General features: G+C 75.8%; 15 protein-coding genes. 9 read left to right on the forward strand and 6 right to left on the reverse strand.

Translation table 11 applies throughout. The features are described 5' to 3' along the window. Positions 1–44 precede the first annotated feature (44 nt). From LPA54_RS22980 to LPA54_RS22990, 3 genes are read left to right on the forward strand one after another with little or no spacing between them, the layout of a single operon-like run. Positions 45–776 (forward strand): succinate dehydrogenase cytochrome b subunit, encoded by a 732-nt coding sequence (locus LPA54_RS22980; RefSeq protein ID WP_228980829.1) that lies wholly within the window; start codon positions 45–47, stop codon positions 774–776. A gap of 1 nt (position 777) precedes the next feature. Next, positions 778–2,727 (forward strand): fumarate reductase/succinate dehydrogenase flavoprotein subunit, encoded by a 1,950-nt coding sequence (locus LPA54_RS22985; protein ID WP_228980833.1) that lies wholly within the window; start codon positions 778–780, stop codon positions 2,725–2,727. Further along, the gene (locus LPA54_RS22990) at positions 2,724–3,470 is read left to right on the forward strand and encodes a succinate dehydrogenase/fumarate reductase iron-sulfur subunit (protein ID WP_228980835.1); all 747 of its coding nucleotides are present in this window, start codon (positions 2,724–2,726) and stop codon (positions 3,468–3,470) included. The genes LPA54_RS22985 and LPA54_RS22990 overlap by 4 nt, the downstream gene beginning before the upstream one ends. 438 nt (positions 3,471–3,908) lie before the next feature. On the opposite strand, the gene LPA54_RS22995 is transcribed toward LPA54_RS22990, so the two are convergent. Then, positions 3,909–4,967: an MsnO8 family LLM class oxidoreductase gene (locus tag LPA54_RS22995; RefSeq protein WP_228980838.1), complete on the reverse strand. Its 1,059-nt coding sequence runs from the start codon at positions 4,965–4,967 to the stop codon at positions 3,909–3,911. Between the two features lie 131 nt (positions 4,968–5,098). Between LPA54_RS22995 and LPA54_RS23000 the strand changes: the two genes are divergently transcribed. Continuing rightward, positions 5,099–5,587, forward strand: a complete 489-nt coding sequence (locus tag LPA54_RS23000; RefSeq protein ID WP_228980841.1) for a hypothetical protein — start codon at positions 5,099–5,101, stop codon at positions 5,585–5,587. A gap of 109 nt (positions 5,588–5,696) precedes the next feature. Here the strand turns inward: LPA54_RS23000 and LPA54_RS23005 are convergent, their stop codons facing one another. Further along, on the reverse strand, positions 5,697–5,924 hold the full coding sequence (locus LPA54_RS23005; protein WP_228980896.1) for a dodecin: 228 nt from the start codon (positions 5,922–5,924) through the stop codon (positions 5,697–5,699). A 204-nt stretch (positions 5,925–6,128) separates the two neighbouring features. Between LPA54_RS23005 and LPA54_RS23010 the strand changes: the two genes are divergently transcribed. The 3 genes from LPA54_RS23010 (at position 6,129) to LPA54_RS23020 (ending at position 9,493) form a co-directional block, all read left to right on the forward strand. After that, entirely contained in the window at positions 6,129–7,379 is a 1,251-nt protein-coding gene (locus tag LPA54_RS23010; protein WP_228980843.1) for an extracellular solute-binding protein, read from the forward strand. A 279-nt stretch (positions 7,380–7,658) separates the two neighbouring features. Then, a complete protein-coding gene (locus LPA54_RS23015) occupies positions 7,659–8,507 on the forward strand; it encodes a GNAT family N-acetyltransferase (RefSeq protein WP_228980846.1) in 849 nt (282 codons plus the stop codon). Next, a complete protein-coding gene (locus LPA54_RS23020; RefSeq protein ID WP_228980848.1) occupies positions 8,507–9,493 on the forward strand; it encodes a 1-acyl-sn-glycerol-3-phosphate acyltransferase in 987 nt (328 codons plus the stop codon). The genes LPA54_RS23015 and LPA54_RS23020 overlap by 1 nt, the downstream gene beginning before the upstream one ends. Here the strand turns inward: LPA54_RS23020 and egtD are convergent. From egtD to egtA, 4 genes are read right to left on the reverse strand one after another with little or no spacing between them, the layout of a single operon-like run. Next, the gene (gene egtD / locus LPA54_RS23025) at positions 9,388–10,353 is read right to left on the reverse strand and encodes an L-histidine N(alpha)-methyltransferase (protein WP_228980851.1); all 966 of its coding nucleotides are present in this window, start codon (positions 10,351–10,353) and stop codon (positions 9,388–9,390) included. The two genes, LPA54_RS23020 and egtD, sit on opposite strands and share 106 nt — an antisense overlap. Next, entirely contained in the window at positions 10,350–11,255 is a 906-nt protein-coding gene (gene egtC / locus LPA54_RS23030; protein ID WP_228980855.1) for an ergothioneine biosynthesis protein EgtC, read from the reverse strand. Before egtC ends, egtD begins: the two co-directional genes overlap by 4 nt. A gap of 7 nt (positions 11,256–11,262) precedes the next feature. Continuing rightward, the gene (gene egtB / locus LPA54_RS23035) at positions 11,263–12,633 is read right to left on the reverse strand and encodes an ergothioneine biosynthesis protein EgtB (protein ID WP_228980857.1); all 1,371 of its coding nucleotides are present in this window, start codon (positions 12,631–12,633) and stop codon (positions 11,263–11,265) included. Then, positions 12,630–14,048: an ergothioneine biosynthesis glutamate--cysteine ligase EgtA gene (gene egtA, locus LPA54_RS23040; RefSeq protein ID WP_228980862.1), complete on the reverse strand. Its 1,419-nt coding sequence runs from the start codon at positions 14,046–14,048 to the stop codon at positions 12,630–12,632. Before egtA ends, egtB begins: the two co-directional genes overlap by 4 nt. 278 nt (positions 14,049–14,326) lie before the next feature. Here egtA and LPA54_RS23045 point away from each other — a divergent pair, with 278 nt between their 5' ends. Together LPA54_RS23045 and LPA54_RS23050 are read left to right on the forward strand one after the other, a co-directional pair. Next, positions 14,327–14,596: a hypothetical protein gene (locus LPA54_RS23045; RefSeq protein ID WP_228980863.1), complete on the forward strand. Its 270-nt coding sequence runs from the start codon at positions 14,327–14,329 to the stop codon at positions 14,594–14,596. Positions 14,597–14,756: 160 nt separating this feature from the next. Further along, a complete protein-coding gene (locus tag LPA54_RS23050) occupies positions 14,757–15,941 on the forward strand; it encodes a thiolase family protein (protein ID WP_228980866.1) in 1,185 nt (394 codons plus the stop codon). Positions 15,942–15,969: the final 28 nt, after the last annotated feature.

Consider the following 15,969-nt stretch of genomic DNA (forward strand, 5'->3'; position numbering starts at 1 on the left):
CCATGTCTTGGACCTCTCGGAGCGTCGGACCTACCGTCGCGTGTATGGCTCAGGCAACGCGGACGCACTCCTCGGGCACGGCCGGGCGACCGCCGTCCCCGCGCGCCCCCCGGCGCACCCTCCTCGGATCGACCGTCGGCAAGAAGGCCGTCATGGCCGTCAGCGGCCTGGTCCTCCTCGGTTACCTCGTCGCCCACGTCATGGGCAACCTCAAGGTCTTCTTCGGCCCCGACGAGTTCAACGCCTACGGCCACTGGCTGCGCACCATGGGCGCCCCCGTCCTCCACCACGAGTGGGGACTGTGGATCGTCCGCGTGGTGCTGCTCACCGCGGTGGTCGCCCACGGCGTCTCGGCGTACCAGCTCAGCCGGCTCGACCGGAAGGCCCGCCCCACCCGCTACGTACACAAGCGCCGGCGGGCGAGCTACGCCACCCGCACCATGCGCTGGGGCGGCGTCATCATCGCCCTGTTCGTGGTCTGGCACCTGCTCGACCTCACGACGCTCACCGTCAACGAGAACGCCCAGCCCGGCCACCCCTACGAGAACGTCGTGGCGACCTTCTCCACCTGGTACGGCAACGTGATCTACATCGTCGCCATGCTCGCCGTCGGACTGCACATCCGGCACGGCTTCTGGAGCGCCGCCCAGACCCTCGGCGCCGGCAACGCCCGCCGCGACCGCGCCCTGAGGACCGCCGCCACCGCGCTCGCCCTGGTCCTCACGGCGGGCTTCCTCGCCGTGCCCCTCGCCGTCATGACCGGAGTCGTGAGCTGACATGAGCGCCTACACCGCGTACACCACCGGCGAGCCGATCGCCGACACCCGGGCGCCCGAGGGCCCCATCGCCGAACGATGGGACCGGCGCCGCTTCGAGGCGAAGCTGGTCAACCCGGCCAACCGCCGCAAGCACACCGTCATCGTCGTCGGCACCGGCCTCGCCGGCGGCTCCGCCGGCGCGACCCTCGCCGAACAGGGCTACCGCGTCGTGCAGTTCTGCTACCAGGACTCGCCGCGCCGCGCCCACTCCATCGCCGCGCAGGGCGGCATCAACGCCGCGAAGAACTACCGCAACGACGGCGACTCGGTCCACCGCCTCTTCTACGACACCGTCAAGGGCGGCGACTTCCGCGCCCGCGAGTCCAACGTCCACCGGCTCGCCCAGATCTCCGTCGAGATCATCGACCAGTGCGTCGCCCAGGGCGTCCCGTTCGCCCGCGAGTACGGCGGACTGCTCGACACCCGCTCCTTCGGCGGCGTGCAGGTCTCCCGCACCTTCTACGCCCGCGGCCAGACCGGTCAGCAGCTCCTCCTCGGCGCCTACCAGGCGCTGTCCCGGCAGATCGCCGCCGGCAACGTCGAGATGCACCCGCGCACCGAGATGCTCGACCTGGTCGTCGTCGACGGGCGGGCCCGCGGCATCGTCGCCCGCGACCTGGTCACCGGCCGGATCGAGACGCACTTCGCGGACGCCGTCGTCCTCGCCACCGGCGGCTACGGCAACGTCTTCTACCTCTCCACCAACGCCATGAACTCCAACGCGACCGCCGTCTGGCGGGCGCACCGGCGCGGCGCGTACTTCGCCAACCCCTGCTTCACCCAGATCCACCCCACCTGCATCCCGCGCACCGGCGAGCACCAGTCGAAGCTCACCCTGATGAGCGAGTCCCTGCGCAACGACGGCCGGATCTGGGTGCCGAAGGCGCGCGGCGACGACCGGCCGCCGCACGAGATCCCCGAGGAGGAGCGCGACTACTACCTGGAGCGGATCTACCCCTCCTTCGGCAACCTCGTGCCCCGCGACATCGCCTCCCGCGCCGCGAAGAACGTCTGCGACGAGGGCCGCGGCGTGGGCCCCGGCGGCCAGGGCGTCTACCTGGACTTCGCCGACGCCATCCGCCGCATGGGCCGCGACAGGGTCGCCGAGAAGTACGGCAACCTCTTCGACATGTACGAGCGGATCACCGCCGAGGACCCGTACGAGGTGCCCATGCGGATATACCCCGCCGTGCACTACACGATGGGCGGCCTGTGGGTCGACTACGACCTGCGGACCACCGTCCCGGGCCTGTTCGCGATCGGTGAGGCCAACTTCTCCGACCACGGCGCCAACCGGCTCGGCGCCTCCGCGCTGATGCAGGGCCTCGCCGACGGCTACTTCGTCCTGCCGTCGACCATCAACGACTACCTGGCGCGCGCCCCGCGTCCCGAACCGCTCGCCGACGACCACCCGGCGGTCGCCGAGGCCGTGGGCTCCACCGAGGAGCGGCTGCGCCGCATCCTCGCCGTCGGCGGCGACCGCACCCCCGACTCCTTCCACCGCGAACTCGGCGAACTCATGTGGGAGCACTGCGGCATGGCCCGCTCCGACGAGGGGCTGCGCACGGCGCTCGACCGGATCCCCGCCATCCGCGAGGAGTTCTGGCGCCGCGTCCGCGTCCCCGGCACGGGGGAGGAGTTCAACCAGTCCCTGGAGAAGGCCAACCGGATCGTCGACTACCTGGAGCTCGCCGAGCTGATGTGCCTCGACGCGCTGCACCGCACCGAGTCCTGCGGCGGCCACTTCCGGGAGGAGTCCCAGACGCCCGAGGGCGAGGCCGCCCGCGACGACGAGGCGTTCTCCTACGCGGCCGCCTGGGAGTTCCGCGGCACCGGCACCGCGCCCGTCCTGCACCGGGAAGACCTGGTCTTCGAGTACGTCCACCCCACCCAGCGGAGCTACGCATGAGGCTCACCCTGCGCGTCTGGCGCCAGAAGAACGCCGACGCCCCCGGCACCATGGCCACCTACGACGTGGACGGCATCTCCCGCGACATGTCGTTCCTGGAGATGCTCGACACCCTCAACGAGGAGCTGATCCTGCGCGGCGAGGACCCCGTCGCCTTCGACCACGACTGCCGCGAGGGCATCTGCGGCGCCTGCAGCATGGTCATCGACGGCGAGGCCCACGGACCGGAACGCACCACCGCCTGCCAGCTCCACATGCGCGCCTTCGAGGACGGCGCCACCATCGACATCGAGCCGTGGCGCGCCGCCGCCTTCCCCGTCGTCAAGGACCTCGTGGTCGACCGGTCCGCCTTCGACCGGATCATCCAGGCCGGCGGCTACATCAGCGCCCCCACCGGCTCCGCCCCGGAGGCGCACGCCACGCCCGTCCCGAAGGCCGACGCCGACTCCGCCTTCGAGCACGCCGAGTGCATCGGCTGCGGCGCCTGCGTGGCGGCCTGCCCCAACGGCTCGGCGATGCTCTTCACCTCCGCGAAGGTCAACCACCTCAACGTCCTGCCGCAGGGCGCGCCCGAACGGGAGACCCGCGTCCTCGACATGGTGGCGCAGATGGACGCCGAGGGCTTCGGCGGCTGCACCCTGGCGGGGGAGTGCGCCACGGCCTGCCCCAAGGGCATCCCCCTGCCGTCCATCTCGGCGATGAACAAGGAGTGGCTGCGTGCCGCCCGCCGCCGGGCGGTTTAAGGACAGCTTCACGCTGTGGCTCCGGTCACAGCGCCGGCGTCCGGGCGAAAGAATCTCCGCGCGGCGGTCGCCCCGCGCGGAGGACTTCGCTCCGGCACACGTCGGCGAAGGCCCCCGACAACAAGATCGATGTCGTTCAACCCTGTACCGCTCGTGGTGAGTTGTCCGCATCCGAGTCGTCCCCGGCCACCCGATTTCCCCTCGCCGCGCGACCCCGGTAGGCATATGCCTGCCGGGGCGCCGACCACCGCCCCGGTGCACCTGACCACGGGACTCACTGGGGGTTCTCTTCATGTCCAGCAGCAGCCGCCACACCACCCTCGCGACCGGGCCGGGCGAGCCGGACTGGGAAGCGCACGGCCCCGCCGCCTCCTAGGGGGTGTCCGGACAGGACCCGGAAGGTGTCCGAGGCCCCGGCCGCCCGCGCGAGGGCGCGCCCTACGCGCCGCCGCCCCGTCCCTCCCCTCGGGGCGGCGGTCCGGGCCGCAGCCCGGCCAGCCGCGCCAGCCTCACGAAGGACTCCCGCAGCGCCTCCCGGTCGTAGGTGCTCGTCGTCACCAGCACCTCGTCCGCCCCGGTCTGCGCCACGACCTCCTCCAGCGCCGCCCGCACCCGCTCCTCCGTGCCGTGCACATGGCCGCGCAGCCCCGACGTGAAGTACTCCCGCTCCCGCGCCGACATGGACCGGGCCGCGACCGCTTCCGGCGGGGCGAGCGGCGGGAACGTGCCGTGGGTCCGCGCGTACGCGGCGGACCACGCCTCCGGCAGCAGCATCCGCGCGGCCTCCTCCTCGGTGCCGGCCACCGCCACCGTGCCCGCCACCACCACGTACGGCTCCGCGGCCCACGGCGAGGGGCGGAAACCCGCGCGGTACCGGTCCACCGCCTCCACCACCTTCGCCCGCGCCTTCAGGTCCCCGACGACCAGCGGCAGCCCCGCCCCGGCCGCGATCCGCGCCCCCTCGCCCGTCGCCAGCACGAACGGCGGCACGCGCAGCCCCTCCGCCGGCAGGGCCCGCACCCCCGGGTGGGCGGTCTGCGTCCCCCGGAACCAGCCCAGCAGTTCCTCCAGCTGCCGCGCGAAGCCGTCCGCGTCCTCCTTGCCGTGCCCGAGCGCCCGCCGTACCCCGTCCGTGAACCCCACCGAACGCCCCACGCCCATGTCGATCCGCCCCGGGAACAGCGACTCCAGCACGCCGAACTGCTCCGCCACCACCAGCGGACGGTGGTTCGGGAGCATCACCCCACCGGTCCCCACCCGGACGGTCGACGTCGCGGCGGCCACGGCCGCCGCCAGGACCGTCGGCGCCGAACCGGCGACCCCCGGCACCCCGTGGTGCTCCGAGACCCAGAACCGGTGGTAGCCCAGCTCCTCGACGTGCCGGGCGAGGCGGACGGTCTCCCGCAGCGCCCGCGGCCCGTCACCGCCCTCCCACAGCCGGGAGCGGTCCAGGACGGACAGGCGGACGGGGAGCGGGGCGGCGGCTGCGGTACTCACACCCGGTTCAACGCCTCCCGCGCCCCGCGATTCCCGGCCCCTGCGCCTCAAGGGATGATCGGAACGTCCCTCCTGCGCCGCGGCGTCCGGGTAGACGGCGCCACGTCACGCACAGGACCTAGGCTTGCGGGGTGACGAGCGACAGCAGACCCCTGGCCGTGTTCGACCTGGACAACACCCTCTCCGACGCGCGGCACCGCCAGCACTTCCTGCAGCGCGCCCCGCGCGACTGGGACGCCTTCTTCGACGCCGCCCCGCAGGACCCGCCCCTCCCGCCCGGCGTCGCCCTGTGCCTGGAGGCGGCGCGGCAGTGCGAGATCCGCTACCTCACCGGTCGGCCCGAGCGGTGCCGCCACGACAGCCTGGACTGGCTCGCCCGGCACGGACTGCCCGAGGGCCGCCTCCACATGCGCCGCGACGACGACCGGCGGCCGGCCAGGGTCACGAAGCTGGAGGTGCTGCGCCGCCTCGGCCGCAGCCGCGAGGTGCGCATGCTCGTCGACGACGACGAGCTGGTCTGCGACGCCGCCGCCAAGGCCGGGTTCCGCGTCGTGCGCGCCGACTGGGCGCTCGCCTCGGACGCGCTGCGGCAGGCCCAGGAGAAGGAGGGCCGCACCTGACGGGGGCCCGCGCCCGTTCCCGGGCCCGTGCGGACACCAAGCCCGCGCGTCCCGCCCCTGTGCCCCGTGTCCCGCGCCCTCGCCCCGTGGCCCGCGACGGGCCCCGGGGTCACACGTCGCCGGCGTCCGGGCCGTCGAGCCGGAAACCGACCTTCATCCCCACTTGGTAGTGCGCCACGCGCCCGTCCTCCAGGTGGCCCCGGATCTCCGTCACCTCGAACCAGTCGAGGTTGTGCAGGGTCTGCGCGGCCCGCGCGATGCCGTTGCCGATCGCCGCGTCCAGCCCCTCGTGCGAGGTGCCCACGATCTCCGTGACGCGGTACGTGTGGTGCGACATGACGGTCTCCTCCTCGGCGGGTGCGCGCCCCACGGCGCGCCCCTTCCACGGTGCCCCAGGGCGGACGGGTCCGCGAGGCGGGGCCGCGGGACTTGACCCGGCCATTGGTACATACCAAAATCCAGCCATCCGCCCGTTGCGAACGCGTTCGCTCCCCCCACGTCGGGTCCCGTCCTGTCTGCAAGAACGCAAAAGGTGACCTCCGTGAAGAAGCGCACGCTCGTCTGCCCCGCCGCGCTCGTGTCCGTCCTCGCCCTGACCGGCTGCGGCCTCGTCCCCGGCCAGGACGGCGGCAGCCGCACCGTCACCGTCTGGCTCATGAAGGGCAGCGCCTCCGACGAGTTCCTCAAGCGGTTCACCACCGCCTACGAGCACGACCACCCCGGCACCCGCCTGGAGTTCGTCATCCAGGAGTGGACCGGCATCGGCAAGAAGGTCACCGCCGCGCTCGCCGGCGACGACGCCCCCGACGTCATCGAGGTCGGCAACACCCAGGTGGCCCAGTACGCCGGCAGCGAGCAGCTGTACGACCTGACCCTGGAGTCCGTGCGCGACCTCGGCCACGAGGAGTGGCTGCCCGGCCTGGCCGAACCCGGCAGCATCGACGGCAGCCAGTACGGGATCCCCTGGTACGCGGCCAACCGGGTCGTCGTCTACCGCAAGGACCTCTTCCGTCGGGCCGGCGTGGAGGAGCCGCCCAAGACCCGCGAGCAGTGGCTGGAGGCGACCGGGAAGGTCAACCGCACCGGCGCGCAGGGCATCTACCTCGCCGGGCAGGACTGGTACACCCTCGCCGGGTTCGTCTGGGACGAGGGCGGCGAACTGGCCGTCGAGAAGGACGGCGCGTGGGTCGGCGCGCTCGACTCGCCCGCCGCGCTGCGCGGCATGGACTTCTACCGGGAGCTCCAGTCCCTCGGCTCCGGCCCGGTCGACGCCGACGAGGAGACCCCGCCCCAGGCCGAGGTCTTCGCCCGGGGCCGGGTCGCCCAGATCATCGCCACGCCGGGCGCGGCCGCCGCCATCGAGGAGCGCAACCCGTCCCTCGCCGCCCAGCTCGGCTTCTTCCCGATCCCGGGCAAGACGGAGAAGCAGCCGGGCGCCGTCTTCACCGGCGGCTCCGACCTGGTCGTCCCGGTGAAGGCCCGCGAGCGGGCCGCCGGGATCGACGTGGTCAAGGCCCTCGCGGGCGAGAAGTGGCAGACCGACCTGGCCCGCACCATGAAGTACGTCCCCAACAAGACCTCCCTCGCCTCCGTCGTCGAGGGCCAGGAGGCCACCGCCGCGATGGCCGCGGGCGCCGCGCGGGGCCGGGCCACGCCCAACTCGCCGCACTGGGCGGACGTCGAGGCCGACAACCCGATCAAGCCGTACATGACGGCCGTCCTCCAGGGCCGCGACCCTGAGACGGCGGCCCGCGCGGCGTCCGCGCGGATCACCGAAGCCCTGGCGGGCTGAGCCGGCGCCCCGACCGCAGCGGGCGGGGGCCCGGAGCGGAGCGGCGCCGCCGTCGGGGCGGGCGCGCACCGTGCCGGGCGCGCGGCGCGGGGCCGGTGCGCCCACCGTGCCGGGCGGGGCCGGGGCCGGGATGCGGCGCCCGCACCGGGCATTCAGCCGCCGCACATCCGCGCTCCGCCGGGCGGTCACGCCGAAGCCCGCCGGTCACGGCACAAGTAGGGAGTGAGGGCCGCCGCACCATCGCGGACCCGCCCCGCCGCCCCCGGCCAAGGAGCTCCCATGACCACGACGACCCAGGCCCCGGCCCCCACCCCGGGCCCGGTACTCCCGGCCCCCGCCCCGGCCCCCGCCCGCCCGCACCGCTCGGCGGCCCCGGCCGCGGCGGAGGAAGCCGGGCGGCCCCGGTACCGCGTCTCCCTCGCCCGCACGCAGGACGAGGTCCGGGCCGCCCAGCGGCTGCGGCACCTCGTCTTCGCCGGCGAGCTGGGCGCACAGCTCGCCGGACCCGAACCCGGTCTCGATACCGACGCCTTCGACGCCTACTGCGACCACCTCCTCGTCCGCGAGGAGACCACCGGCGAGGTAGTGGGCACGTATCGCCTCCTGCCCCCCGAGCGCGCCCGCATCGCCGGACGCCTCTACTCCGACGGCGAGTTCGACCTCTCCCGCCTGGCGCCCATCCGCCACGACCTGGTCGAGGTCGGCCGCTCCTGCGTCCACCCCGCCCACCGCGACGGCGCCGTCATCTCCCTCGTCTGGGCCGGCATCGCCCGCTACATGACCCGCGCCGGGCACGACTGGCTCGCCGGCTGCTGCTCCGTGCCGCTCGCCGACGGCGGCGCCCTCGCCGCGGCCACCTGGGAGACCGTCAGGGCCCGCCACCTCGCGCCCGAGGAGTACTGGGTCACCCCGCACCGCCTGTGGAGCCCCACCGCCGGCGCCGCCCGGCCCGCCGCCCGCACCGACCTGCCGCCCCTGCTGCGCGGCTACCTCCGCCTCGGCGCCTGGGTGTGCGGCGCGCCCGCCCACGACCCCGACTTCGGCGTCGCCGACCTGTACGTCCTGCTGTCCCTGCGCCGCACCGACCCCCGCTACCTGCGCCACTTCCTCGCCCTCGGCGCGGAGTGATGAGCGCCTGGCTGCCCGCCTCGCCCTGCACCCCGCGCCGCTGCGCCACCCCGGCCCACCCGGCGGCCGGCCACCCCCGCGCGGTCCTGCGCCTGGCCGCCGGGGCGGCCGCCGTCCTCGCCGGGCTCGTCCTCGCGCCGCTCGCCGCGCCCCTCGCCCCGGCCGCCCGCCACCGGCTCGCCCGGCTGTGGTGCCGCACCGTGCTCCGCGCGTTCGGCGTCCGCGCCCGCGTCACCGGCACGCCGCCGCCCGGCGCGCACCTCGTCGTCGCCAACCACGTCTCCTGGCTCGACGTGCCGCTCCTCGCCGCCGTCCTGCCCGGCCGCATGGTCGCCAAGCGGGAGGTGCGGGACTGGCCGCTGCTCGGGCCGATCGCCGCGCTCGGCGGCACCCTCTTCCTCGACCGCGATTGCCTGCGGGCCCTGCCCGGCGCGGTCCGCGCCATCGCCCGCGCCCTGGGCGCGGGGCACCGCGTCGTCGTCTTCCCCGAGGGGTCCACCTGGTGCGGCCGGGCCGGCGGCGCGTTCCGCCCGGCCGCCTTCCAGGCGGCGCTCGACGCGGGCGCCCCGGTGCAGCCGGTACGGATCGCCTACCGGCCGCTCGGCGCCGCCGCGTTCGTCGGCGACGACCCCCTCGTCGTCTCGCTGTGGCGGGTGGTCTCGGCCGGCGCCCTCACCGCCGAACTGCGCCTCCTGCCGCCCCTGCCCGCCGGACGCCACACCGACCGCCGCGCCCTGGCCCGCGCCGCCCACGCGGCGGTGACGGGCCGGGCCGCGGCGGCTGCCCCGGGCGGCACCGACATCCCACCGCACCCGCCGCACCCGCCGCGTACGCGGAACCACCGGCTCGCCGGGGTCAGGACCGGGTCCGCGGCCGCGGCTCACACGACGGTCGCCAGTGACAGCGCGAACCAGCCCCGCTCATCGGTCCACCACCGTGACAACTCCATGCCGGCCGCCTCCAGTTCCCGCGCCACCCCCTCCTGACGGAACTTCGCCGACACCTCCGTCCGCAGCTCCTCGCCCGCCGCGAACGGCACGGCCAGGTCCAGCTCCGGGATCTTCACGGTCAGCCCGCGCCGCGCCCGCAGCCGCATCTCCATCCACTCGCGCTCCCGGTCCCACACGGCGACGTGGTCGAAGTCGTCCGGGTCGGCGTCCGCGCCCAGCTCCCGGGCGAGCACCGCCAGCACGTTCTTGTTGAACTCCGCGGTCACCCCCGCCGCGTCGTCGTACGCCGCGACCAGCGTCGCCTCGTCCTTCACCAGGTCGGTGCCGAGGAGCAGCGCGTCGCCCGGCTCCAGCAGCGCCCGCACCGACCGGAGGAACACCGCCCGCTCCCCGGGCAGCAGGTTGCCCAGGGTGCCGCCGAGGAAGGCCACGAGCCGCGGCCCCGGCGTCCCGGGGAGGGCGAGCCCACGGGTGAAGTCGGCGACGAGCGCGTGCACCCGCAGCCCCGGCAGCTCCCGTGCGAGCGCCGAGGCCGCACCGGTCAGCGCCGACTCGCTGACGTCGACGGGCACGTAGTCGGCGAGCCGCGGCCGCAGCGCGCGCAGCAGGTGCCGGGTCTTCTCCGACGACCCCGAGCCGAGCTCCACCAGGGTCAGGGCCCGGGTCGCCGCGGCGATCTCCGGCGCCCGCGCGACGAGGATGTCCCGCTCGGTACGGGTCGGGTAGTACTCCGGCAGCCGGGTGATCTCCTCGAACAGCTCGCTGCCCCGCGCGTCGTAGAACCACTTCGGCGGCAGCTCCTTCGGCGTGCGGGTCAGGCCGTTCAGCACGTCGGCGCGCAGGTCGGCGGCGGTGGCGCCCTCGGGGAGGGTGCGGGTCAGCAGGTACGGGCTCACGCGGGGTACTCCTCGAGCGGTTGCCGCCCCGCGCGCGCGGCGCGCGGGGGAGGGGACGGGCGGAGGCGGGCGGGGGAGGTGCGGTCCTGCGCGGCGGGCGCCGCCGTGGCGCGGTCCGGGCGGCGGTCCGCGGCGGGGCCCGGGGCGCGGTCGAGGGGGTGGAGCGCCACACCGTCCGCGGTGGCGGTCAGCAGCGTCCGGTCCGGCGCCTCGCACCACGCGGGGTCGTCGTCGTACGGCTCCGAGGCCACGACCGCGCGCCGGCGGCGGCCCGGGCTCCCGCCCAGGTACCAGAGCGTGTCGCCCCACGCCGTGGCGGTGACCGTCGTCCCGTCGACGAGCAGCAGGTTCAGCCGGGACCCGGGCGCCGCCGCGGCCACATCCCGCACCACCCCGGCGAGGGCGTCGAGCGGTGTGTCGCCGCGCCGCAGCCGGTGCAGCGCCAGCGCCCACAGCAGGGCCGAGTCGTTGCGCGCCTCCAGGGCGAGCAGGTCGGCGGGCGGCAGGCCGGCGGCGAGCGCCGCGAGCGACCCGGGCCAGCCGGTCACGGCCCCGTTGTGGCTGAACAGCCACGGGCCCGAGGCGAACGGCGCGGCGGCGGCCTCACCGTCGGCGCCCGGCAGCGTCGCGTCCCGTACGGCGGCCAGGCCCGCCGCCGAGCGGACCACGCGGGCCAGGTCGGCGAAGGACGGGTCCCCCCAGACGGGCCCCGCCCTGCGGTAGCGGCCCGGCACCGGGTCGCCCGGCGCGTACCAGCCGACGCCGAAGCCGTCGGCGTTGACCGTGCCGTACCGCTGGCGGCGAGGCGCCCACGACTGGCGGTGGAGGCCGTGCGGGGGCGCGACGAGCAGCTCCCCGAGCGGTACCGCGTCGTCGCCCACCCAGGCGATGTGCCGGCACATCAGCGGCTCACCCCGCGTCCCGCGCCGTGCGGAACCCGGCGAATATCTGCCGCCGGACCGGCAGGTCCCAGTTGCGGAACGTGCCCCGGCACGCCACGGGCGCCACCGCGAACGACCCGCCCCGCAGCACCTTGTGCGCCGGCCCGAAGAACACCTCGGAGTACTCCCGGTACGGGAACGCCACGAAGCCCGGGTACGGCAGGAAGTCGCTCGCCGTCCACTCCCACACGTCGCCGATCAGCTGCCGCACCCCGAGCGGTGACGCCCCGGCCGGGTAGGCGCCGACGGGCGCCGGGCGCAGGTGCCGCTGCCCGAGGTTCGCGCGGTCCGGGGTCGGCTCGGCGTCGCCCCACGGGAAGCGCCGCGACCGGCCGGACACCGGGTCGTACCGGGCGGCCTTCTCCCACTCGGCCTCCGTCGGCAGCCGCCGCCCTCCCCAGCGGGCGTACGCGTCGGCCTCGTACCAGCTGACGTGGAGCACCGGCTCGTCGTCCGGCATGGCCTCCACGACGCCGAAGCGCCGGCGCAGCCACCGCCCGCCGTCACGCCGCCAGAACAGCGGGGCGCCGATGCCGTGCCGCCGGATCTGCTCCCACCCCTCCGGCGCCCACCAGCGCGCGTCACGGTAGCCGCCGTCCTCGACGAACTCCCGGTACGCGCCGCACGTGACCGGCACGGTGTCGATCAGGAAGTCCGGCACGTCCCGCACGTGGCCGGGGCGTTCGTTGTCGAGTGCCCAGGGCTCCGCGTCGTGGGAGGTGCCCATGGTGAACGGGCCGCCCGGGACGAGCACCTCCGCTGGCAGGCCCGCAGCGCCGCCGAGGGCGCCGTCGGCCGTGGTGGCGGGCGGGCGCGGCGGCTCGGGCGCGGTGAGCACCGCGGGGCCGCGCCGCAGCTGGTGGGTGATCAGCATGGTCTCGTCGTGCTGCTGCTCGTGCTGGGCGACCATCCCGAAGGCGAACGCCGCGTCCAGCAGCGGGTCGCCCTCCAGCCGTGCGGCCGCGAGGACGTCCAGGACGCGGTCGCGCACCTCCCTGCCGTACGCGCGCGCCTCGCGCGGCGGCAGGAGCGGCAACGACGGGCGGTCGGCGCGGGGGTGGCGGAAGGCGTCGTACAGCGGGTCGATCTCGGGCCGCAGCGCGGCCCGGCCGCCCACGGCACGCAGCAGCCACTGCTCCTCCTGGTTCGGTATGTGCGCCAGGTCCCACACCAGTGGGGACATCAACGGCGAGTGCTGGGCGGCAAGTTCGCCGTCGTCGACGCAGTCGGTGAGTTGTGCGGTGCGCGCCCGGGCGGCGGCCAGGGCCTCGTGCGCCCGCCGCCGGAGCGCCTCGGGCTCGGCGGAGGCGGAGGCGGAGGGGGAGGGGGGAGCGGTCATGGGCGGAGGTCCTCCACGCGGTCGGGGCCGGCGTCCCGGCCGGATCGGGGAGCGGGGACGGGGCCGGCGCCGGGGGCCGTTCCGGTGACGGGTCCCGGGACAGGTTCCGGGAACGGCCCGGGAACAGGGCCGGCGGCGGGCCCGTTGGCGGCGGGTGCGGGGGTCGGTCGGCGGTCGTCGGCGGGGCAGCGGCGGCGGAGCACGAACCGCTCGTGGAAGCCGGCCACCGCGTCGCGCACGGCCGTCGGCGCGCCGGAGCGGGCCAGCGCCTCCAGGGCGAGGCCGAAGCAGACCACGGACGCCCGGTGCAGCGCGATCGCGTCCGGGCCGTCGCGGATCGCCGCCCGCCAGTGCGCGTCACCGGGCGGGCGCAGCGGACCGGCCGTCTCCGTCAACGGCAGCAGGGCCCGGTACGCCGCGTCGGCCGCGTCCGGGTCGTCGAACAGCGCCGTGACGACGGCCAGCGGCACGACCCATCCGTCGGCGCCCGGCTGCGCGTCCAGCATGCGCAGCTCCAGGTGCGTGCCGCGCGGGCGCACGGGCGGGAACAGGGTGGTCAGGTGGTAGTCGAGGTCGGCGCGCGTCGGCGGGCGCGGCACCGCCGTCCGCAGCCACTGGCGGAAGGTCAGCCCCCGGGGCACCAGCCAGGGCCCCTCCGCCGCGCGGACGCACATCACCGGTGTGTCCAGCACGTGGGCGGCCCACGCCGAGCGGGGCTCCCTCCCGAGGGGCGGCGCCAGCCCCCGCACCGCGTCGATGCCCGCCCAGAGCGACTGCCGCGCGGACCGCAACCCGGTGGGGCGGCCGTGCAGCGTGGGCGAGTTGGCGAACGAGGCGACGAGGACCGGGCCGAGCAGGTGCGCCAGCCGCCACCGCCGCCGGTAGCCGAGCGGGCCCGGCTCCTCGTACCCGGTGTCCACGCACACCTGCACGGATGCCGAATCGCGCATCATGTGCCGGCCGGCGGGCCCCCAGCGGTCGAGGTAGGTCTCCATGGCGTCGTAGCGGGGCTCGCGCAGCAGCCGGTCACGGGTGGGCAGCCAGGGGTCGGTGCCGGCGCCGGTGAGGACGAGCCCGAGACGGGCGAGCGCGGACCGCGCGGCCGACAGGTCGGCCTGCACGGTGGCGACGCAGGCGCTGAGCGACGCGGCGGGCGGCGAGCTGAGCTCCAGCTGCCCGCCCGGTTCGAGGGAGACCGACGAACCGAGGCCCAGGGCCCGCAGGGCGGCGTAAGCGCCGCGCAGACGGTCGGGTGCGACGGTCCGGTGCGGGTCGTGCCCGTCGTGCACGAACCACTCCAGTTCGACCCCGACGGTACCGGGTGGCCCGGTCTTGAAGCAGATGCACCGCAGCAGGTCCTCCGCCTCGTCCTCGGTCAGCGGGGGCCCGCCGGCCCCGACGTCGCTCGACGGCATGGTCACTCCTCCTGTCGAAGGCGTACCGTCCCACCTAAGCCACCGGGGCGGACCCGCACAAGAGCGCCCCGGTGAACGGCCGTCGGCGCCGCGCCGGCCCGAGCGCGCAAGACCTGGGCCGGCGTGGCGCGCCCGGTCCGGGCGGCGCGCCGGGGCCGGCGGGCGGGGGCGCGTGTGGGCCGGGACGGCGCCGGCGTGCGGGGCCGAACCGCTCAGGGGGCGCGGGAGGGCGCACCCGGGCGTGCGCGCGGCACCGTCCGTCCTCTAGCGTCTCGACCATGGACACACGACCGCAGCGCTTCGAGATCCTGATCGTCCCCGGCCCGGCGGAGGGCCGCGACGCCGCGCACCTCGCCGAGGTGGCCATCCGCTCGGCGGTGGTCGAGGCCACCGGCGAGACCGGCGCCTCCGGCTACCCCCGCTACGCCGGTGACGGCATGGTCGCCGACATCGACCCCGAGACCCGCACCGTGGAGGCCCTGCTCGTCGACGGGGCCGAGCTGGACTACGGCCTGTCGGCACGCGTCGCCGAGCCGCGCGACGCCTGAGCGGGGGGCCGGCGGGCCGGTGCGTGCGCGGGCCCGCCGGCCGTTGACACCGGCGGGCGCGGGGCCGGAGACTCGGCCCGTCGGTAGTGAACGCGCGTTCACGCGTACGTACGCGCGCATGCGGGCCCGCATGCGCGCCCCAGGCCGTGGGAGAGACCCGATGAGCATCCGCGACGTCTACATCGTCGACGCCGTCCGCACGCCGATCGGCAAGTTCGGCGGCGCCCTCTCCTCCGTACGCCCCGACGACCTGGCGGCGCACGTCGTGCGCGCGCTGGTCGACCGCACCCCGGACCTCGATCCGGGCCGCATCGACGACGTGTACTTCGGGGACGCCAACGGGGCGGGCGAGGACAACCGCGACGTGGCCCGCATGGCGGTGCTCCTGGCCGGCCTGCCCGTCTCGGTGCCGGGCGTCACCGTCAACCGGCTGTGCGGCTCGGGCCTGGAGGCGGTCGTCCAGGCCGCGCGGGCCGTCGCCCTGGGTGACGCCTCCGTGGTCCTGGCAGGCGGCGTCGAGTCGATGTCCCGTGCCCCGTGGGTGGTTCCCAAGCCCGAGCGCGGCTTCCCCGCCGGGCACCAGCAGATGTACTCCACCACCCTCGGCTGGCGCATGACGAACCCGCGCATGCCCGACGAGTGGACCGTGCCGCTGGGGGAGGGCGCCGAGCTGATCGCCGACAAGCACGCCCTGACCCGCGAGCAGCAGGACGCCTTCGCGCTCGCCAGCCACCGCAAGGCGGCCAGGGCGTGGGCGGACGGCCTGTTCGACGGCGAGGTCGTGGCGTACGGCGGCGTGGACCTGGCCCGGGACGAGTCCGTCCGCGACACGACCTCCATGGAGGCCCTGGCGAAGCTGAAGCCGTCGTTCCGCGCCGACGGGACGGTGACGGCCGGGAACGCCTCCCCCCTCAACGACGGCGCGGCGGCGCTCCTCCTCGTCGACGAGGACGGCCTGCGCGCCTGCGGCCGCGAGCCGCTGGCCCGTATCCGCGCGTCGGCGGTGACCGGCATCGAACCGCAGCTGTTCGGCCTCGGCCCGGTCGAGGCGGTGCAGCGCGCCCTCACCAAGGCGGGGCGTACCTTCGACGACCTCGCGGTCCTGGAGCTGAACGAGGCGTTCGCCGCGCAGGCGCTGGGCTGCCTCGCGGAGTGGCCTGACCTGGACCCGTCGGTCGTCAACCCCAGGGGCGGGGCCATCGCCCTCGGCCACCCGCTGGGAGCCTCCGGCGCCCGGCTCGCCGGAGCCGTCGCCCACCAGCTGGCCGCGGCCGGCTCGGGCACGGGCATGGCGGCGCTGTGCATCGGAGTCGGCCAGGGCATCGCCGTCGTCCTGGAGCGCTGAACCGTCCGGGCCGGGCCCCTCGCCGGCC

This window comes from Streptomyces sp. DH12, assembly GCF_020873895.1.
In the GTDB taxonomy this organism is placed as follows: domain Bacteria; phylum Actinomycetota; class Actinomycetes; order Streptomycetales; family Streptomycetaceae; genus Streptomyces.